Origin of the sequence: Paenibacillus rhizosphaerae (assembly GCF_014192015.1) — a bacterium.
Classification (GTDB): Bacteria; Bacillota; Bacilli; order Paenibacillales; family Paenibacillaceae; genus Paenibacillus_AQ; species Paenibacillus_AQ rhizosphaerae.
This window is the reverse complement of the sequence record NZ_JACHXJ010000005.1, coordinates 175303-196036: the sequence shown is the minus strand read 5'-3', so window position 1 is coordinate 196036 and position 20734 is coordinate 175303. Positions and strand designations below refer to the sequence as shown.

General features: G+C 57.3%; 16 protein-coding genes and 1 pseudogene. 4 read left to right on the top strand and 13 right to left on the bottom strand.

Features of this window, described 5'->3' with window-relative positions:
* Positions 1 to 8: 8 nt before the first annotated feature.
* The 3 genes from FHS19_RS26345 to FHS19_RS26335 form a co-directional block, all read right to left on the bottom strand.
* Positions 9 to 1130: a DNA alkylation repair protein gene (locus FHS19_RS26345; protein ID WP_183584760.1), complete on the bottom strand. Its 1122-nt coding sequence runs from the start codon at positions 1128 to 1130 to the stop codon at positions 9 to 11.
* A gap of 114 nt (positions 1131 to 1244) precedes the next feature.
* Positions 1245 to 1715 carry an SRPBCC family protein gene (locus FHS19_RS26340; protein ID WP_183584759.1) on the bottom strand — a complete coding sequence of 157 codons (471 nt, stop codon included), beginning with the start codon at positions 1713 to 1715 and terminating at the stop codon, positions 1245 to 1247.
* A gap of 86 nt (positions 1716 to 1801) precedes the next feature.
* Positions 1802 to 2407 (bottom strand): TetR/AcrR family transcriptional regulator, encoded by a 606-nt coding sequence (locus FHS19_RS26335; RefSeq protein WP_183584758.1) that lies wholly within the window; start codon positions 2405 to 2407, stop codon positions 1802 to 1804.
* Between the two features lie 357 nt (positions 2408 to 2764).
* Between FHS19_RS26335 and FHS19_RS26330 the strand changes: the two genes are divergently transcribed.
* Positions 2765 to 3928, top strand: coding sequence for a winged helix DNA-binding domain-containing protein (locus FHS19_RS26330; RefSeq protein WP_312887339.1), 1164 nt, complete (start codon positions 2765 to 2767; stop codon positions 3926 to 3928).
* A gap of 257 nt (positions 3929 to 4185) precedes the next feature.
* Positions 4186 to 5080 (top strand): annotated as a pseudogene (locus FHS19_RS26325) (helix-turn-helix domain-containing protein).
* 39 nt (positions 5081 to 5119) lie between these two features.
* Here the strand turns inward: FHS19_RS26325 and FHS19_RS26320 are convergent.
* The gene (locus FHS19_RS26320; RefSeq protein ID WP_183584757.1) at positions 5120 to 5497 is read right to left on the bottom strand and encodes a winged helix-turn-helix transcriptional regulator; all 378 of its coding nucleotides are present in this window, start codon (positions 5495 to 5497) and stop codon (positions 5120 to 5122) included.
* Positions 5498 to 5758: 261 nt separating this feature from the next.
* Between FHS19_RS26320 and FHS19_RS26315 the strand changes: the two genes are divergently transcribed.
* Positions 5759 to 6298, top strand: coding sequence for an NAD(P)H-dependent oxidoreductase (locus FHS19_RS26315; RefSeq protein WP_183584756.1), 540 nt, complete (start codon positions 5759 to 5761; stop codon positions 6296 to 6298).
* A 118-nt stretch (positions 6299 to 6416) separates the two neighbouring features.
* Here the strand turns inward: FHS19_RS26315 and FHS19_RS26310 are convergent, their stop codons facing one another.
* Positions 6417 to 7064 (bottom strand): FusB/FusC family EF-G-binding protein, encoded by a 648-nt coding sequence (locus FHS19_RS26310; RefSeq protein ID WP_183584755.1) that lies wholly within the window; start codon positions 7062 to 7064, stop codon positions 6417 to 6419.
* A 701-nt stretch (positions 7065 to 7765) separates the two neighbouring features.
* Here FHS19_RS26310 and FHS19_RS26305 point away from each other — a divergent pair.
* Positions 7766 to 9301 (top strand): ABC-F family ATP-binding cassette domain-containing protein, encoded by a 1536-nt coding sequence (locus FHS19_RS26305; protein WP_183584754.1) that lies wholly within the window; start codon positions 7766 to 7768, stop codon positions 9299 to 9301.
* A gap of 123 nt (positions 9302 to 9424) precedes the next feature.
* Here FHS19_RS26305 and kimA read toward each other — a convergent pair whose 3' ends face one another.
* The 8 genes from kimA to FHS19_RS26265 all read right to left on the bottom strand — a co-directional run bounded on the left by kimA (position 9425) and on the right by FHS19_RS26265 (position 20644).
* Positions 9425 to 11251, bottom strand: a complete 1827-nt coding sequence (kimA, locus tag FHS19_RS26300) for a potassium transporter KimA (protein ID WP_183584753.1) — start codon at positions 11249 to 11251, stop codon at positions 9425 to 9427.
* A 195-nt stretch (positions 11252 to 11446) separates the two neighbouring features.
* Entirely contained in the window at positions 11447 to 12865 is a 1419-nt protein-coding gene (locus tag FHS19_RS26295; RefSeq protein WP_183584752.1) for a hypothetical protein, read from the bottom strand.
* Positions 12866 to 12941: 76 nt separating this feature from the next.
* Entirely contained in the window at positions 12942 to 13916 is a 975-nt protein-coding gene (locus FHS19_RS26290; RefSeq protein ID WP_183584751.1) for an aldo/keto reductase, read from the bottom strand.
* Between the two features lie 4 nt (positions 13917 to 13920).
* Positions 13921 to 14877 (bottom strand): DMT family transporter, encoded by a 957-nt coding sequence (locus tag FHS19_RS26285; RefSeq protein ID WP_183584750.1) that lies wholly within the window; start codon positions 14875 to 14877, stop codon positions 13921 to 13923.
* 318 nt (positions 14878 to 15195) lie between these two features.
* The gene (locus FHS19_RS26280; RefSeq protein ID WP_183584749.1) at positions 15196 to 16791 is read right to left on the bottom strand and encodes a PTS sugar transporter; all 1596 of its coding nucleotides are present in this window, start codon (positions 16789 to 16791) and stop codon (positions 15196 to 15198) included.
* Positions 16792 to 17132: 341 nt separating this feature from the next.
* A complete protein-coding gene (locus tag FHS19_RS26275; protein ID WP_246426833.1) occupies positions 17133 to 18806 on the bottom strand; it encodes a class I adenylate-forming enzyme family protein in 1674 nt (557 codons plus the stop codon).
* 81 nt (positions 18807 to 18887) lie between these two features.
* Positions 18888 to 20126, bottom strand: coding sequence for a beta-ketoacyl-ACP synthase II (gene fabF, locus FHS19_RS26270; protein WP_183584748.1), 1239 nt, complete (start codon positions 20124 to 20126; stop codon positions 18888 to 18890).
* Between the two features lie 56 nt (positions 20127 to 20182).
* Complete coding sequence (locus FHS19_RS26265; protein ID WP_183584747.1) at positions 20183 to 20644, bottom strand: acyl-CoA thioesterase; 462 nt, start codon at positions 20642 to 20644, stop codon at positions 20183 to 20185.
* Positions 20645 to 20734: the final 90 nt, after the last annotated feature.

The following is a 20734-nucleotide window of genomic DNA, read 5'->3' as shown; positions in this document are numbered from 1 at the left end:
TGCTTCGCCTATGCGTGCTGCTCCCCGCCGCTGCCCGTAAGCGTAAGGCTGGCGGAAGCCGCCTCCCGGCCGTTGACCAGCAGCACGATCTGGTGCTCGCCCGGATAATGGCGGCGCGTCGTCAGATCGGCCCAAGAATGGGTTCGCGTCCCCGACAGGCGGGAGCCTCCGGGTACGGTCTTATCCGACAGCAAAAACGCTTTGCGCGATATTTTGCCGCGGGCTTTGACAAAGTCGATCCCGTATTCCACCCGGATATGGACCGGCTGCCCATCCCGCACGCGGATCTCGTAGTGAAGCTCTGTGCTGCCTCCGACTGCTACTTCGGACGGCTCTACCGTCAGCGAAGCGGCGGACGCCAGCGGCTCCTCCGCCGAAGACTCCGCGTATCCGAACAGCGCCATCGCTTCCGGGTGGGACTTCTTGATCAAGGTCCGGCATCCATGACGGATAATCCAGTCGGTATGCGGATGGGTGCCCTTCCATCGCCGGGCAATTTCCAGCACCGTGTCCGGATGATCCTTCGCGATGTCGTTCAGGTTGTTGGCGACGCTCTTCCGGACATAAAGCGACGGGTCCTGCTTCAAGAGTTCCAGCACGGGCAGCACCGGCGCCGGATCCTTTTTGAACATCGGCAGTGCCTGTCCCCACGGCAGCCGCGGCCGGCTGCCTTCGCTGGCAAGACGCCGCACATGCTCGTCCGGATGCTGCGCCCAAGCCGCCATCTGGCGCATCATCCGCTCCGGATCCCGCAGCAGAAAGGGCCTGACGGCAAACTCCGCCGACGATTTGGACGTGAAGCGCTCGAGCGCCTTCATTGAAAGGTCCCAGTGCTCCGGCGCCTGCCCGAACACTTCCACGAAATCGGGAAAGAACAAGTACGGAAACCCCGCACAGTGCTCGTCGATCGCGAAGAGCACCTCCAGCGCCTCTTCATATCGGGCGGGCAAATGGACTCCAAGCGTTTCGCTGATCCGCCGCATGCGGGCCTTCAGCTCAAGCTCCTCCCATGTGTCGTCCATAACGTCACCAATAAACTTATCTGTATCAAACGCAGCGTGGGCGGTATGAACCTTTGCCCCGAATCCGCGTAAAAACTGCTCATTGTATACTGCCTTCAGCTCAGCCATCAGCACACCTCCTCCTGAAGTTATAGTAGACCGCAGCGGAGGAGGAAATCAACTCTCCCAGTCGTCTTACCAGCCCTGCCGCTCCCTTTTAAGCGGCGGACTATGATTCATGGCTCATGCTTGCGATTCGCCAGCAGCCAGCTGCTCCCGGATATGGTCCGCCGCCTCCTCCCAATATGCCTTCATCTGCTCACGCTGCTGGATATCCGCCAGCTTCTCCTGATGGAAGCTGATCGTCGTTCCGGTCTTGGCCTCCAGCAAGCGGATCTGGACCGTGGAAGGATGGATCCAGCCGGGCCGCTGCCAGGTCAAGCGGATTTGTTCCCCGGGATTGACCACCCGAATCTCGCCGTGGTTTCCTTCCTTGGACGTATACGCCGTTCCCGGCTTGAATTCAAGCACCGGGAGTTCCCCGAGCCATACCATCATACCCTCCGGGGAAGTCAGCAGCGACCACGCTGCCTCCCGAGATACCGGAAACGTTCTCCGGACGCCGACCTGAAACCCGGCAGCGGCAGTTAAACCTACGGGCTTCGCTGCATCATTCGCAATGGGTACCGCCAGCTTGCTTGTTGATTTGCTCATTGTCACCGCTCCTCGTAATGTAAAAATGGTTGCTTTGGCCTGTCCCGGCCGAATCGAGCATCCAGCTCCACCACCCATCCAATTCTCTACCGGTCTGTAATTCGTTCGTTCATCGGAGTCAGGGCATCGACAAACAATTCGATGCTCGTCTGCAGGAACTGCTCATGGGACACAGCTGTAATCAAATCCGCGTTGTGTAGACGGGAAATGAAGGCACCGTAATTCATCCACATAAACGTCATAGCCTGCGCCTCGGAATCTATGGCCTTCACCTTCCCCTGCCGGTGCATTTCCTGGAAGTACGCCGTCAGCAGCTGCTGCAGCTGCCGCGGATGATCCTGGGCCCGGTCGCGCAGATCGGACAGCTCCGCGCTCCGCAGCATGACCAGAACCAGCTTCCGGTTCCGATTCATGATGTCATGGTAGGCACGGGTTATCTGCAGCAGATCTTCACGCAAGCTCCATGTCAGCCGGGTGGAAAACAGTTTCTCCATCTCGCCCGCATAATGAAAACAGCCGATCGCCTGTTCCAGCAGCTGCAGCTTGGTGCCGAATTGGCGGAACAGCGTCATCTCGCTCACCCCCGCGGCTGCGGCAATTTCCTTCGTGGATACTCCCTGATATCCCTTCTCAGCCATCAAGTCAATTGCGGTCAGCATCAACCTGTCCCGGTTTGTCGTTGATTCCGTCATTGTGCCAACATCCTTTGGAGTAGTCATCCGGGTGATGTTAGTGTACACTAACATTCCGTTTGGAATCATTGTAAAACTACCACGGGCCTGTTGTCAATAACTGGGATCCATCATGAAGCACTTTATTGAATCGGCGCATCCCATGGAGGGTTCTGTATGATTCGGATTTGTTATGGATTTCCGCCATGCTCCGCGTATTATCTTCTGCCCCGAAAACCCAAGGCGAACGCAACGGCGACGATCACAAATTCCTATGATCGGCGCGCTCCAAACCCTGACATATTGTTGTCAGCGTTGTTGGCTATACTGAGGATATAAGAACGTATAGATCATGAACCTTAAGGAGGCGGTGCAGTCGTGACCGAGCCGATGCCTAAGCCAACCGATACATCCCTTTTTGCGAAAAATGTTCCCCAGGTGCTCAGCCGCCGGGCCTTGAACCGGGCACTGCTCGACCGCCAGCTTCTCCTGCGCCGGGCAGAGATGCCGGTGCTTGACGCGCTGCGGCATCTGGCCGGCATGCAGGCCCAAGCCCCGATCCCGCCGTATTACGGCCTGTGGGCCCGGCTGGCCGGCTTCCGGCACGAGGAGCTGTCCCGGCTGATCGAAACGCGCCAGGCTGTGCGCATCGTAATGATGCGCTCGACGATCCACCTCGTGGCGGCCGGGGACGCCCTGGCGCTGCGCCCCGTCCTTCAGCCCGCGTTGGACCGCGGCTTGAAGGGAAGCTACGGCAAGGAGCTCGCCGGCCTGGATACCGGCGCGGTCGCCGCAGCCGGCCGGGCTCTTGTGGAGGAGGCGCCGCTTGCCTATGGCGAGCTCGGCGCCCTCCTGCAGGAGCGCTGGCCGGACCGCAGCCCGGCCGCGCTAGCAAACACGGTGCGCACGCTCGTGCCGCTCGTGCAGGTGCCTCCAAGGGGCCTGTGGGGCGCCAGCGGCCAGGCCCTGCACACCACCGCGGAGGCGTGGCTGGGCAGCCCGCCCGCGGCAGCCTCCAGCTCCGGATTCGAGGAGCTGGTCCTGCGTTACCTGGCCGCCTTCGGGCCGGCCTCGGTTAAGGACATCCAGGTCTGGTCCGGACTCACCCGGCTGAGCGACGTCATCGGCCGGCTCGGGCCGCGTCTGCGGACCTTCCTGGATGAAAAGGGCGTCCTGCTGTACGACCTGGCGGACGCACCCCTGCCCGCGGAGGATACACCCGCACCTCCGCGTCTCCTTGGCGAATTCGATAACATGCTTCTCTCCTTCGCCGACCGCTCCCGGATTATGGATGAACGCTACCGCCGCCGCATCTTTACGGTGAACGGCATCATCCGGGCGGCGGTGCTCGTGGACGGATTCGTCCGCGGCATGTGGAGCCTGGAGCGGAACAAGCAGTCCGCCGAGCTCGTGATCAAGCTGTTTGAGCCTATCTCGGACGCCGATCAGGAGGCATTGGCCGACGAAAGCCGCCGCCTGCTGGAATTCGCCGCAGCGGATTGCCCCAACCGGGAAGTCCACTTCAAGCTATCCGAGCTCTAACACCGAAGCCTAGCTAGTGACCTGCCGTGGCGTGTCTTCGTTGAACAAGTGGCGCGCGACGGCCCTCAATGATCTAATTCCTTCACAACATGGAAACCGCCCCGCAACGTTCCCGTTCGCACCATCCGATTCCAAACGCCTCCCTTTGTTCCAGCCCGCACGGCAGCCTGCCTATCTCGGGCTTTTTCGCATGTTAGCAAGAACGGTCAAAACGCACCCCCTCCCGTCTGCTATGCTGATATCAAAGGAGGGGCACACTGGTGTATTCAAGTCGGATTCAACACAGCATCCGGTTCATGGAGGAACAGCTTCACGAACCGCTGACACTCGAGCAGATCGCGGCGGAGGCCGGATTCTCACCATTCCATTTTCACCGGTTGTTTAGAAGGGAGACCGGGCTGAGCATCGCCGAATATTCGCGCAGCCGCCGGCTGTGTCTCGCCTCGCGAATGCTTCTGTACTCGGAGGAGCCGATCATCGGCATTTCGCTGCAGTGCCATTTTGAGAGCCAGGAGGCGTTTACCCGCGCCTTTAAAAAGATGTACGGCATGCCGCCAGGGCGATAACCGGAAGATGTTCAGCCTTCATGCTCAGGCCCATGCCGCCCAAGGAGGAGAAAAGAACATGATCGAGGAATCAATGGTGAAGGGCTGGGTGCTGAGCGGCAGCCACCCGCATCAATATGAAATCGGACTGGACCGCCACAACGTTCATCAAGGGAATGCCTCGGGTTATTTGAAAGCCGTCACACCAGCAGGCCCGAACGTGTTCGCCACCATGATGCAGCAATTTAAAGCCGATCGGTACCTGAAACGTAGAATGCGCTTCTCCGGCTTCGTCCGGACGGAAGGAGTAACCGAGTTCTGCGGACTGTGGATGCGGGTCGATAATCAGGCCGAGGACGTGCTCCGGTTTGACAATATGAACAACCGCCGAATTGTGGGCGATACGCATTGGAACCACTACGCCATCGTGCTTGATGTCCCGGACAATGCCGCGACAATCTCGCTCCGCGTGCTGCTGATGGGACCGGGGCAGGCATGGGTGGACAGCTTCCGGTTTGAAGAGGTCGACGAGAGCGTACCTACCACGAATCTGGAGATCGTCTACGAGCTTCGGGACGAGCCGTCTAACCTGACATTTGAAGAATGATAGCCAATATACAGTAAGGGAGGGCCCTCAGGCCCTCCCTTACATATTTCCGTCCGCTTCGGAGGCGGTTTCCTCCTTGGCGGCATTTACCTTGAAATCCATATGCTCATAACCCCAGCTGCACATATCGTGGAGCACGGATCTCAGTGACTCCCCATGTTCCGTCAAGGAGTATTCTACCTTGGGAGGAACCTCCTGATATACCTTCCGGTGAATCAATCCATCTTGCTCAAGCTCACGCAATTGGTTGGTCAGCATGCCCTGTGTAATATGGGGAAGCTGCCTGCGCAGCTCCCCGAACCGTTTCGTCCCCTGGTGCAGCAATATAAACAAAATGAGCGGCTTCCACTTGCCTCCGATCGCCTGCAGCGTCGTGATGATTCCTCCCGTGTTTCCCGTCCCGTGGTCCTTACTCATCTCGCTAGCCCTCCCCTTTCCAGCCGAAGCGGCAGTGCCGTCTTTGCTGCCATTGTACCAGAGTACGCCGAATCGTGACAGTACTCTTCTGAATCGTACATAGTATGGTTTTTCGTACTACCCGGCAGTACGCTGTCCTGATCAATAGTACGGTATACAGGACTTAGTATGTTTAAAATGCGTACTTTTCAAAGCGGCGGTCATGAACAATACTGGGGGTGCATCATTCATAACGCACTCCACCCGAAAGGATGATTTGAAATGAAAACGATGGTCATCGTATCCCACCCTGATCTGAGCCGATCCAAAGCCAATCGTGCGCTGCTCGAAGCGCTGCCGAAGCATACCGATATCCACGTCCGCGATCTGTATCAGGAGTATCCTGATTGGCAGATCGATGCGGACCGGGAGAAGCAGCTGCTGCTTGCTTACGACCGGATTGTTCTCCAGTTCCCTTTTTATTGGTACAGCTCACCGCCCCTCCTAAAAAAATGGTTTGACGATGTACTGACTCCCGGCTGGGCTTACGGCCCCGGAGGGGAGCATTTAAAGGGCAAAGAATTCATCGTCGTCACTACCGCCGGCGGCACGGATAAATCATTTCAGGCCGGAGGAGAGAACTGGTTTACGATCAGCGAGCTGCTAAAACCGATCCACCTTACGATTGCCCACTGCCACGGCACCTTCCTTCCCCCGTTCGTGGTGTACGATGCCAACCGGGCCAGTCAGGAGCAATTGAAGACGGAAGGCATCCGGTACGCCGAGTATATCCAGACGCCTTCTCCTGTGCTGATTCACTGATTCCATCCCGGATAGCTTAAAAGAAAAAGGAAAACGGGCAAGGCCCCTCGGCCTGCCCGCTGTTTATTCTCCCGGGATCAACCCGGGAGCTCCTTTATTTCTCGCACAGCCAGCCTGGTTAGTTTAAGACGTCCTTCATAAACCGTTCCAGTTGAAATACATCGGTAATATTCTGGTTGCACTTGGCGCTGTCGATGCACATATAATTTCCGACCCGTCCGAAATGATCCAGTGCCGATCCTTTGGCTTTCGTCTGCGCGGTCACGAAGGCCACCTCTTCGTGCTTATTGCAGAGGCAGCAGACCCCCTTCTTGTTCGTCGGGGTGAACCGGCCCTCAATGCCTGTCATTTTTCCGTCCAGGTTATAGACGATGAACAGTTTATTCGTTGAAATGTCGGTCCAGCCGATATAGGTCAGGAAGCGGAAATTGAGCTCGGCCAGCGGCGGAAGCTTCAGCTTTTTAACCTTGGGAAAAAGCTTCTTCAGCTGCTGTTCCGTGACCTGCGGAAAGGCCGTGACGTATTGCTCCAGCTCGCTCAAATAAGCCTGGAATTCCTCGGCACGGTTTAGCGTCGGAATCCGGTCGAAAAACCGCTTCTGCTCCTCCGTCGCAGCAGGGAACATTTCAATGACTCGCGTCCAAGTCGTATGCCGGATGGCGGCTATTACCTTCTGGTCGGCTGTGGTCTTGATGTTATATTCGAGGCGCCCCACCAGGCGCTTGATCAAATTATACTCGTGGTTTTCCATAAATGGCGTTAGCATGTGTTTTCCTCCTCAATTCACCAAAAAACGGAGTACCTCAAATAAGGCACTCCGTCGGTATCGAAAAAAATACGATGCGAGAAGTTCCTTGTATTAGGTCAAAAGGGCATACGTATCCCGTGAACAAATCACGAAATTTTTGCACTTTTGCCGGCTACAAGCAAACAACTGCCACTTATGGATTCCCCTTTCGAACTTCTGCACATACACCGACATTATAAATTCTCATTTCAGCCTTGTAAAGATATCCCTGGGTTAAGGATTCTTAACCGCCTGCGGCGGGTTGGAGAGCTAAGCATTCCCCGGCTGGTGTCCGATTGACAACTGCAGGAAGCCTCCCTTATACTGTGTGGCGTAACGATAAACTTGAATGAGGTGGGAAGGTCATGGAAATTTTGTCTACTGTTCTTAGAAGAGATTTGGCTTGATACGGGAGAAGTCTGCCCTTTTTTAGCCATCTCGAGAACAGTCGATATGATTTCCACATCTTTTCCAGCTTTTGAACGTTAAGCGGGTAAGGTGTGTTCACCTCACCCGCTTTTTTTGCATATTTGGGCGGCCCCGTAAAGCACCTGAAACACCGGGGGAACGGACCCAATTGGCTGGGGTATCTTAGTATACAACCGGATATTCACATCATTTCGCTGTCCTCCTGATGGCTTCATTCGAACGTATTCAATGAAACCTAAGGAGAGAGAATCATGAGCATATTAAATGTCACGAATCTTACGCATATGTACGGAGATCAAATCACGTTTCGCCACATTGAATTTCGCCTGCTGCCGGGCGAGCATGCCGGACTGGTCGGCATGAACGGCGCCGGCAAGTCGACGCTGTTCCGCCTGCTGACCGGAAGCCTGCTGCCGGAGGAAGGGCGGATCGAGTGGTCGCCGCGCGTCCGGGCCGGCTTCCTGGAGCAGCACATCTCGCTGCAGGAAGGGATGACGGTCCTGCGGTATCTGGAGCGGGCCTTTCAGCACTTGTTTGACATGGAATGCGAAATGAATGAAATCGCGGCCCGATTCGGTGACGCAGGAGACAACCTTGACGCAATGCTCAGGCGCTACGGCGAACTGCAGGATGGCCTGGAGCAGGCCGGCTTCTACACCATTTCCGCTAAAGTTGAGGACGTGGCCCGTGGGCTGGGTCTGGCCGAGATCGGCCTGGACACCGACGTAAGCCGCTTAAGCGGCGGCCAGAAGACAAAGCTGCTGCTTGCCAAGCTGCTGCTGGAGGAGCCCGATGTGCTGCTGCTCGACGAACCGACCAACTATCTGGACGCGGTGCATATCGAGTGGCTGACCGGCTACTTGAAAAAGTACCCGCACGCCTTTATCGTTGTGTCGCATGACGAGCATTTCCTGAACGAAATCACGAACGTGATTTTTCACCTGGCCCATCAGACCTTGAAACGCTACACAGGCAGCTATGCCGCGTTTCAGAAGCAATACGCGCTCACCCAGAAGCAGCAGCAAGCCGTCTATGAGCGGCAGACCCGGGAGATCGAACGGCTGGAATCCTTTATTAACATCAACCGGGTCCGCAAGGCGAAGCAGGCCAAGAGCCGCGAGAAAATGCTGAGCCGTATCGAGCGGGTCGAGAAGCCCGGAGAGGGCACGGCGCCCCGTTTTGAGTTCCGGGCGGAAGGAAATCTCAGCGGCTCGGTGCTGATCGAGGCCAGACGGCTTCAGGCCGGGTACGGGGTGCCGCTGTTCCGGCCGCTGAACCTCACCGTCAAGGTCGGCGACAAAATCGCCATCATCGGGGAGAACGGCACCGGCAAGTCCACGCTGCTGAAGACCCTGCTCGGCGGCATCAACGCGCTGGGCGGCGCCGTCACCGTTCAGAACACGGTCCGGACCGCCTATTATCAGCAGGAAGACACGCCCTCTTCGGACACACCGCTGCAGTACGTCTGGTCCTTGCGTCCGGATTTGACGGAGAAGGAGATCCGCCGCACGCTGGCCATGGCCGGTCTGAGCGCAGAGCATATCCGCAAGCCCCTGCGGACGCTGAGCGGCGGGGAACAGGCCAAGGTGCGGCTCGCGGAGCTGATGCTCAGCCGGAGCAATCTGCTCGTGCTGGATGAGCCGACGAACCATTTGGATGTCCGCGCGAAGGAGTCCCTGCAGAAGGCACTGGCCGCCTACCCCGGCACCGTGCTGCTGGTGTCCCACGAACCCGCCTTCTACGAAGATTGGATCACGGACATTTGGAGGGTGCAGGATTGGAAGTAAGACCAAGAGACAAAGCGCAAATCACGAATCCAATATGGATTCGCATCATTGATCTTCAAGGAAAGAAGCTGCCGCTCCGGAAGAACCCGGTCGGCAGCTTCTTTTTTGTAACGGGTAAACTTGCTACTTTTTTAAATGGTACGGCACCGTGGTGACGATGATATTTTTCCGGTAGAGCAAAAAGGCACGGATCAGCAGGCTCGACTGGTTATGCAAAATGTTATGCCAGCTCTTCTTGGGGATAAACTGCGGAATAAGCACCGTCACCCGGTAGTGCGACTCTGAAGCTTTGTACTCCACGGTATCCACAAATTTCGTCAGCGGCTGGATAATACTGCGGTAAGGCGACAGCAGCGTCACCAGCCGAATGTCGGGCTGCCACTGCTTCCACTTCTCCTCCATCTTCCGCTCCGATTCCCGGTCATAGGCTACGTAAACAGCGATGATCTGGTCGGGTGACAGCGACTTGGCGTAATTAATCGAGTTCTCCACCACATGGGTAATCCCGGCGACAGGCACGATCATCACATTTCCTTCGACGGGAACGGCCGGCTCGCAGGTCGTAATCCGCAGCTGGTCGCCGACAGCCTCGTAGTGCCTTTTGACCGCATGAAATATATAAACGATCAGCGGCAGGAAAATCAGCACGGGCCACACCTGCCCAAACTTGGTAATAAAGAAAATCATCATGACCGTGAAGCTGATCAGCGCCCCCACAAAGTTGATGATCAGCTTGCCCAGCCAGCCTTTCGGCTTTTCACGAATCCATTTGACCAGCATCCCCGTCTGGGCCAGCGTAAAAGGAATGAATACCCCCACCGCATATAGAGGGATTAAATGCTCCGTGCGTCCCTTGAAGGCGATGATCAGAATGATCGACGCCGTGGCCAGAAACATGATGCCGTTAGAATACCCCAGGCGATCCCCGCGGACGGTAAACATCCGGGCGATGTATTTATCCTTGGCCAGGTTGACGGCGAGCAGCGGAAAAGCGGAATAGCCGGTATTGGCAGCAAGGACAAGAATAAGGGCGGTTGTCGCCTGGATAAAATAATACAGGAAGCTCCTCCCAAAGGTGGTGGAGGCGATTTGGGATACGACCGTTTCTTTTTCATTCGGTGCGATCCCATAATAGTAAGCGAGAAAGACGATGCCGGCGAACAGGATCGCCAGCAGCGTGCCCATCGCCATCAAGGTTTTGGAGGCATTATTCGGCGCCGGGTCGCGAAAGTTCGGAATGGCATTGGAGATGGCCTCCACCCCGGTCAGCGCCGAGCTCCCTGAAGCAAAAGCCCGCAGCAGCAGAAACAGGGAGATCCCCGCTACCGGCGTGCCTATTGGCGCGTGCAGGGTTGGGGGCACCTGTCCGGTCGCGATTTTGTACAAGCCCACCCCGATCAGAATGAACAGCGCCAGCACGAACAGGTAAACCGGATAAGCCAGAATGGAAGCTGATTCGGTAATCCCGCGCAGGTTCAGAATGGTAATCAGAACGACCAGTGCACAGGCGATAACCACATTATAAGGATGAAGGCCGGGAAACGCCGACGTAATGGCATCCGTCCCGGAGGACACGCTGACCGCCACCGTCAAAATATAATCGACCAGCAGCGAGCCGCCGGCGATCAGTCCCGGATTGATCCCCAGGTTCTTCTTGGAAACGACATACGCTCCACCGCCGTGGGGATAAGCAAAAATGATCTGCCTGTACGATAAAATGAGGGCCAGCAGCAAAATCAGAATACCGAAACCGATCGGCATCGTGTACCAGAAGGCTACTGTGCTGACGGTCACCAGCACGAGCAAAATTTGCTCGGGACCGTAGGCAACGGAAGACAACGCATCGGAGGACAGGATGGCCAGCGCCTTGGTTTTATTCAGTTTTTGTTCACCCAATTGGCCGGACTTGAGCGGGCGGCCGATCAGAAACCTCTTGACGGCGGATAACATGAATAACACCTCGATCTCTGTCGATAGTATGGTTTCATTAGGGTATCCCTTTCCCAGCCAAACGACTCCGGGTATATCTAGGAATCCCCTCCTCAATCATTTACACCGCCGCAGGGCATAAAACAACAAAAAAGCCTTCCGCTTAGGGAAGGCCTTGTGTGAAGAATGTGATGAAAGAAACCATAAAAGCCCGAACTATACCAAAAAGATCGCCACGGCCGTGGTCACCGCCAGCCCGATCAGCACGGGCTTCAGGTTCCGTCTCGCCAGCTCGAACGGGCTGACGCCGCAAATGGCCGCGGCGGGAATCAGCGCCCAGGGGATCAGCGTGCCGCCGCCCACCCAGATCGCCGCCACCTGGCCGAGGGCTGTCAGTGTGGCCGCACTGGCATGCGTGGCGGCCGCGAACAGCTGGGCGATCGAGCCGGCGAGCGAAATGCCGGAGAAACCGGAGCCGTCTAGTCCGGTGATGGCCCCGGTGATCGTCAGCGTGACGGCGCCCACCGCTCCGTTCAGCGGCACCACATGCGCCAGCGCGGCGCCCAGGTCGTTGACGATGCCATTTGAGGATTCCGGCAGCACCTTGCCGAAGAGGTCGGTAAACGCCGCATCGCCGAGGTAGAAAAAGGCGGCGATCGGAATAACCGGACCGAATACTTTAAACCCGAACGTGAAGCCGTCGATCAGGTAAGAGGTCACCTTTTCAAGCCCCTGGTTCCGGTGCGAAAGCAGCGTCACCGCGATCAGGATCAGGACGGCCGTGCCGCCAACGAGCGCCGTGGCGTCTCCGCCCTGCAGCTTCAGCACAAACATGGCGGCCACGTCAATCAGGAACAACACCGGGATGATGACGGCCAGCCACACCCTCACGCGGGGCGACAGCGGGGCCGCAGACTCTTCCGCTCCCCCGCCTTCGCCCGTAAGCGCACCCGCCCCGCCGGACCCGGTGACCATACCGTCCCGCCACGTGCCGTTCTTCATATCCCGGCGCATCATCCAGTAGGCCGTTGCGGTCGTCACCAGCCCCATCACGATGACGAGCGGAACGCTCGCTTCCATGACCTGCGATACATGAAGGCCCGCCGCGTCGGCAGTCAGCTTGGGCGCGCCCTGAATAATATAGTCCCCGGAGAGCGCGATGCCGTGCCCGAACAGGTTCATCGCAATCGCCGCGCCAAGGGCGGGAAGACCGACGCGGGTCGCGACCGGGAGCAGCACCGCTCCGATCAGCGCCACTGCAGGCGACGGCCAGAAAAACAAGGAAGTCACCAGCATGATCAGTCCGATTCCCCAGAAGGCGACCGCCGGCGTCCGGATAAACCGCGTCAGCGGCGCAACCATCGTCTCGTTAATGCCGGTGCGGATCAACACCCGGCTCATCGCCACGATAATTGAAATGATCATGATGGTGCCCATCAGCTCTTTGGTCGCATAAATAAAAGAATTAAAGACGCCCGACACCGAGCCGCTCAGCGTCTCGGTCGCCAGCCATCCGAGCACAAAAATGCCTGCCACGCAGATCATCGTCGTATCCCGCCGCTTAATCAGCAGCGCCATAATAAAAACGATAAACGCCAAGTACACATAGTGTAAGGCTGTTAAATGAATGACCATACCGGTCACACCCTTCCCCTGCTGCATTTGTGCTATATGCTATGCGGGGGCCTGGGCATGTGTTCATGTCTATGGCTTAGGACAAACGGTAGGTAGCGAACGGCTCACCGCTTCGGAACGGCTCGCTGATGCGGTCCAGTTCCTGGATCGTCTCCGCGCTCAAGGTCATTTCTACGCTGCGCAGGTTGTCCTCCAGCTGGCCCGTGCGCGTCGCCCCGACGATGACGGTCGAAACGGCCGGACGTGCCATCAGCCAGGCCAGTGACAAGCTGCTTGGCGCTAATTCCAGATCGGCAGCCAGCCGTCCAACCTCCTGGCCAAGCCGGATGTTGCGGTCAATGACAAACCGGCTGAAGTTCGGATCGGTATCGGCCCGGGATTGCTCCGGCGCCCGGTTCTCCAGCGAATACTTTCCGGTGAGGATGCCCCCGGCCAGCGGAAAATAAGGGATGATGCCGACGCCTTGATCCTGGCACATCGGGACCAGCTCCCGCTCCGGCGTCCGGTCTGCAAGCGAGTAGCTGACTTGTGTGGACACGAACCGGTTGAGCCCTTTGGCTTCACTGATGCCGATCGCCTTCATCAGCTCCCAGGCGGCATAATTGGACGCGCCGATGTAGCGGACTTTGCCGGAGCGGACCATATCGTCCAGCGCCCGGAGCGTTTCTTCCAGCGGAGTATGCGGGTCAAACGTATGAATCTGGTACAGGTCGACGTAATCCGTGCGCAGCCGTCTCAGGCTGTTCTCCAGCTCCGTCATCAGATGGTAGCGGGAAGAACCGCGGCCGTTAGGGCCCTGCCCCATGACCAGCCCGGCCTTGGTGGCAAGCACCGCCTCCTTCCGTCTGCCTTCCAGCGCCAGGCCGATGATGCGTTCCGACTCGGTCCCGGCATAAATATTGGCGGTGTCGATAAAGTTCACCCCGCTATCCAGTGCGTGGTGGATGATCCGGATGGAGGTATCCTGATCCGCCCGCTTTCCGAAGGCGTTCGTGCCTAATCCCAGGACGGATACTTCCAGTCCGGTATGGCCAAGGTAACGGTATTTCATGAGTTCATTCCCCTTTACGATAAAGTGAGTGTTCAGTGGCACCTCTTGGGATATTGTGCAGCCCAGGTTCATATGGTTTGCTCCCTAAGCTTGGGCCGTCCGCCGATATTTCCGCCTTCGGCTTCCCGCCCCCGTTGACGAGCCAGATCCCCAGCAGCACAAGCACAATGCCGACCGCCACGACGGGATTCAGGTTTTCCTTCAGGAACAGGCATCCGCAGATGACCCCGACGACAGGCACCAGCAGCAGCGAAATTGAGGCTTTGCTGGCCTCCACCTTGGACAAAATGTACGACCACATCACAAACGCCAGCGCTGAGCCGACGACGCCCGAGAACACGACGTACACGACCGGCATGACGCCCCAGTGGCTCGTCCCGTGCTCGAAGATCGCCGAGTACAGCAGCAGCCCTACCGCGCCGGCCACCATCTGCCAGGTCGTAAACTGGAGCATGTCGCTGCCCGCGAGTTTTCGCTTGATAAGCAGGTTGGACAACGCCCAGGACAGACCTGAGGACACCGCAAGCATCAGCGCTCCTGTGCTGCCTCCCCAGTGGGCATCCATGGCGATGAAGAGCCCGATGATGCCGATGATAATGCCGGCGAGCTTGCGCAAGCGCAGCTTTTCTCCCGGGAGCCAGAAATGGGCCATCAGCGTCAGCCAGAGCGGCATGCTGTACGTGAGGACCGATGTCAGGCCGGCGCTTAGATCCTCCAGCGAAATCTGGATCGCCAGGTTAAAATACATCGTCTGCAAAATGCCGCATACGATGTACCACTTCAAATCCTTCCAGCGGGGCAGCGGCACCCTGCGGAAATAACAAACCGCCAGGAGTACGAGCGCCCCGAGCGCAAAGCGGTAGCCGGCAAAAAGCACCGGCGGAAACACGCCGTTGGCCAGCTTCATAAAAACCCAATTGAAACCCCATATTAAACATAAAAGACCGATCAAACCATTCATGTTCACACCCCGGATGTCTGAGATTGAAACCCCCGTCCGCAGAGTGCAGTCCGGTGAACCCTGCCAGCGGCAGTTACAGTTACCTTTCATGTTAGTCCAATTTCGGACCCATGGGAAGAAAGAAAAATCTTAACTCCATGCGGTTGGCACGGCGGTACGATCGGATTTCTTGCAGATTTCGAATAAATGGATGTGTTACCCGATGACGACGAAAAAGGCCCGGGAAGCTTTGCTTCCAGGACCTATCCATGCTCAGATCTGACACTACATCATTTTATCCTAACCGCAATGCATGTACGCGGAAGGGATGGGCAAATGTTAGGCTGACGCCTCGATTTCCGTCTTCTGTTCGGACTTTCGGCCCGTTCTCCACGCCTTGTTCGCCACCAGCGTCACCAGCATGGCCAGAATCAGCGCCACCAGCATAGCCGCGGCAAAGCCGACCACGTTGTTTGACAGAAACGGCCCCATAAAGGACGGAACGTACGCCGTTCCGCGGACGTTAAACAATCCTACCAGTCCCCCGCCGACGCCGGCTGCCCCAATGGCGCCCGCAAAAACGACCTTGTTTGAGAACATAAACGGGTACGCCGCCTCGACAAAGGTGCCGAAGCCCATGTTGATCAGAAAGCCCGGCGCGGCCACTGCCGCCTCTCCCCGGTCCCGCGGAGCGATGATGTTGGCCAGGGTGATTCCCGCGGAAACCATTACGAGGCCGACCATGTCGATGGCCCCCAGGAAGCTGTTGCCGGTCTTCTCCATTTCCAGCAGGACGATCGGCAGAATCGCCGCATGATACACGCCGCCGATAATTGCCGGCCAGATCAGAAGGCCTGCAACCACGCCCGCGATGATCGGATTCAATGAAATCGCCTGATTGATGATGTATTTAATGAACTCGCCGAGCTGCAGGGCAAACGGGGCGATCAAATAATACATGATCAATCCGGATATGAGTCCCGCTAATCCTCCGGCCACGATGTTGACCGTCGTCATCGGAAACTTCCACTGCACGCATTTGACGAATAAGTACTGCACCAGCAAGCCGGCGCCAATCCCACCGATGATGCCCCCGATAATGCCGCCGTTCACCGACAGCACCCCGGCGATGACGCCCGCGACGATGGACACCTCGTCCATGTCGGAAATCTGCTTGGCCGCCACAACCGCCAGCACGACCGGCAGCGCCTTGAGCATTAGGTCGAACACCTCGCTGAGTCCCTTCAGCGCCGGAATCTGGCTGATCGCCAGCACGATCGCCATGGCGATGAAGCCCGGCAGCGAGGACTGCATGATGCCCTTCAAATTGATCCGCCGCAGCGGGTTCCCCGCAGGTGCAGCGGACTTCTCCCCGGCGCTTCCGAGCACCGGGATGTATTTGATCCCCCAGTACTTGCACAGGGACGTCATAAACGAAACGGCTCGCGTCCGGTTCGTCGTCCCGGTCGTGCCCGACGTGGCGATGACATTCGCTCCCTTCGAGCTGATCATCGCCATCGATGTCCCGCCGGTTCCCACGACGGGAATTCCCGCCTCGGCCGCGGCCTGCACCGCCTGCCGGTTAGACCCTTGCGGATCGGCGCTCATCACGATCAGCCCGTCGATGCCGCCGGAGCGGATCCGGTTTGCCAGCTCCGCATCCGCTTCCGCCGCCGCTTCGTTCGTATCCTTCAGCGTCCCTTCATAGCGCTTCTCCAGACGCTGCTCATCCTCATTCCATCCGTACAGCATGGCGGCGGTGTGGTCCTTCGCCACGTCCATCGACTCGGACGCGGCAATGAACTGCACAAGTCCGATGTCCACGCCTGCGCTCTGACACTGCGCCTTGATCTCCCCGATCAGTTTCTCGGGATCCTTGCCGCCGAGGTTAAACAGGTTGCCTCCGCTGCTGCCTGCAATCGCTATTCGCTTCATCTCGTTCTCCTTGTTGTATGGCTTTCGTTCTTTATCTGATTACCGTATTACCATATTATAAGGATAAAAGGTACGGCCGACAACCGTTTTGCCTGCAGAAAATAGGCCTCTTTCTGCGTTACTGCCGGCACCCAATGGTTAAGCCATCCGGGGTCCCACATTTCGGTTCGATGTTCGGCGGCATCTCCAACCGCCTTGCACCTCCTCCTTCGCTCAAAGTAACTTCGCCCTTTCCCTACGTCAGGCCGAAGGCGGCAGAAGAAAGGACACCCCTGGTGGGTGCCCTTTCGCCGAAGCTTATTCTTTTTTTAACGAACCGTAGACAGTGTTTTCCGCCAGCTTTATTGTCTTTCAAACAATCCCTTCTGCTGGTCCTCTACCGCCATCTGCTTCACGACAAAATGCTTTTTCTTGCCGGTTGCCGTATACGGCAGCTCGTCAATGAACCGGTAGAAGCGCGGCTTCTTGTAATTGGCCAGCATTGGATGATCGCTGCAGTACTTGTTCAGTTCTTTGGCCGTCAGCTCCGGATCCTCCTTGATCACGTAAGCGACGATCGATTCGCCGCGCAGCTCGTCCGGCGCGCCGACGGCGACCGACTCCTTCACTTGCGGGTGCTGGTTCAGAATTTCCTCGATTTGCACCGGGTGGATATTTTCGCCCGAGGAGACGATCATGTCATTTTTCCGGCCGACCACGGTCACGAACTCATTCTCGTCCCAGGTTCCCATGTCCCCGATGTACACCCAGCCTTTATAAAATACCCGCTCGCTCTCATTCGGATTGTTCACATAGGCATACGTGGATTTACCCGGCGACTTGACGATGATCTCGCCTACCTCGCTGCCATCGCGCGCCACGACATCATCCGGTTCCGCCCGTTTGTCCGGGTAGACCTTGACCACCGCGACATCGTCGTCGGTGCAGGAACGTCCGGCCGATCCCGCCATTTCCGGCAGATCGTAAGGACGGAGGAACGTGTTCCAGAACGCTTCCGACGTGCCGTAGCCGTTGAAAATATTCGGCGTCAGCGTCTCCTGGAATTTGATGCAGTCCTCCCGCTCCAGCGGCGCTCCCATCGTCACGATGCCTTTTAATTTAGACAGGTCCACAGGGTTTTTCTTTTGGGCGTCATAGAGCATTTTGAGCATTGGCGGAGCCCCGATCAGGAAGGTCAAGTTGTATTTCTCGGCGAGTTCCAAGCATGTTTTCGGATGGAAGTATCGTAGAATGACGATTTCGGCCCCCACATACAGGGATGGAGTCGGTCCTCCGGAATGGATGCCTCCGCGGTGGAACCAAGGGCTCATATTCATCGTTTTGTCGGTAGGGTTGAGAGGAAAATGCATCGCCACGTCGTGGGCGGACAGGATGTCGTTAATGTTGTTGATCGGAACCCCTTTTGGCTGGCCGGTGGTTCCCGAGGTATACAGGCGCGTAATTTCATCGTAGATATGGGAGGGCCGCTCGATGTCCGGGTTATGCTCCGGCTTGTCCTGCACATAATCGCTGTAGGTGATGTGATCCGCAGGGGCCTCTTGATTGCCGTTCATGTCGACCATCACGATCCGGCGGGGGCGGTGTTTGGCCATGGCCAGCGCCTGCTCTGCCGTTTCCTTGATTTCCGCGTCGTAGATGTAAACGGCTGGCTTGCTGTCATCGAGGATAAACGCAGTTTCTCCGGGGGAGAGCTTGAAGTTGATCGGGCAGTTGATCGCGCCGATTTTTTGCGGAGCCAGGTAGCTGAACACGAATTCGGGCGAGTTGAGCAGCTGGTACACCACAACCTCATTTTTGCCGACTCTGTCTTCGAGCAGGGCATGTGCAAGGCGGTTTACTTCGCCGTTCAGCTGGGCGTATGTCCAGGTGTGCTCCCGCACCGGATCGGTCAAGGCCGGGCGTCCGGCAAACCGGTGCACGTTCCGCATAAATCCGTTGATATACGTAAACTCATTTTCAAAGGTATCTTTAAACATCCGAACATCATAGGTAAATTGTTGTTCCATGGTACCCATCTAACTTCCTTCCTTCATATTCAAAATCAAATCTTTACGAGACTTCGAAAAGCGGAACCGGGTCTCTCGCCCGTCCGCTTCTTAATTGGTTCCGTTGTATTTCCCGACGATCAGGGACGTATTCTGTCCGCCGAAGCCAAAAGAATTGGACATCGCGATACGGACCTTCGCCGCTCTCGCCTCATTCGGCACATAATCCAGATCGCATTCCGGATCCGGCTGCTCGTGATTAAGCGTCGGCGGTACGATCCCCTCGCGGATCGCCTGAATGCAGGCAATCAGCTCCGTGACGCCGCCCGCCCCCATCAAGTGGCCGGTTGCCCCTTTGGTCGAGCTGACCGGGATTCCGCCTGCCCCTTCGCCGAACACGGCCTTCAGGGATTTGGCTTCGATCCGGTCGCCAAGCGGCGTGGACGTTCCGTGCGCGTTAATATAATCCACGTCGGACGGAGCCAGGCCGGCCTGATCCAAGGCCTGTTCCATGCACCGCACCTCCCCGGATCCCTCGGGTTCCGGCGAAGTCACGTGGTAGGCATCCGAGCAGTTGGCGTGGGCGAGCAGCTCTGCCTTGATGTCGGCTCCCCGGCCTTCGGCCGATTCGAGCCTTTCCAGAATGACCGCACCGGCTCCCTCGCCCATCACGAACCCGTCGCGATTGAGGTCAAACGGCCGGCTTGCTTTAGCCGGGTCGTCGTTCCGGGTCGACAGTGCCCGGGCCGACGCCAGACCGGCGTCCATCAGTCCGCACAGGATGGATTCCGCTCCGACGGCCACGACCGCATCCGCTTGCCCGGACTGCAGGAGCATGGAAGCCATGCCGATGGCGTCCGCACCGGAAGAGCAGGCGGTGTTGACCGTATAGCTCGGACCTTTGAAGCCATACGCGATCGAAATTTGGGCGGCTGCAATGTTGCCGAGGATTTTGGGAACCAAATACGGGCTCACCCGGGCGCTTCCCGTTCCGGTCATCTGCTCCTGCGCCGCCGCTGCCGTCGTGATGCCTCCCAGCGCCGTTCCCACCACGATGGCCACCCGCTCTGGCTTCGCGTCCAGCTTACTGTCAGCCAGCGCCTCTTGGGCTGCGACCATAGCAAACTGCATGAAAATATCGGTCTGTCCAGCTAACTTCTTCGGTATGTAGTCCGTGGGGTTAAACGCTTTGACTTCCGCCGCGATCTTGACCGGAAGCTCCGAGGCGTCAAACCGCGTAATACTTCCGATCCCGCTGTGTCCCTTCAAGAGATTGTCCCAGTAAGCCGGCACGCCGATGCCGACCGGGGTTACGGCCCCCATGCCTGTAATCACCACGCGTTCCTTCACTCCGAAAGCACCTCCTCTCTTTTTGTGCCACAACCTATATCGTTCTTGCTTGTAGTTTAAGCTTGTGCCGATGACTTGCCTGTCAATGCGCCGCTCCATATGCTGCTGATCTGCTTCCACAACTCTGGGAAACGCTTCTCCACGTTAAACGGAAGACCTTGGTCATCCACATACGTGTGGGACGTCGTCCCCTCGCACGCCAGCTTTCCGTCCTGCTTCAGCACTTGATAGGTGAACGTCATCCGGCTCCGCGACAGGGCTGTCAGCGATGTGCGGACCGTGACGGGCTCCTCCGGGCGGAGCATTTTTTTATAATCGCAATCCGCTTTTAAGCAAACCAGCGAAATGCCTTTACCATGAAAGGTTTCCATGTAAGGAAATCCGTATACGTGCATGAATCTCATGCGCCCGTTCGTGAACCAGTCAAAAGCCTTGGCGTAATAGGAGATTCCCGCCGCATCGCAGTCCCCCCAGGTCACAATCATCTCCATGTCATGGCTGGGAAAAGAATCTGTCAATCTCGCTCCCTCCTTTCGCTCGTGCTATTTTTCACACTGAACATTATACTCCGATTATCAAAAATAAAAAGTAATTTGCTAACTTTTATA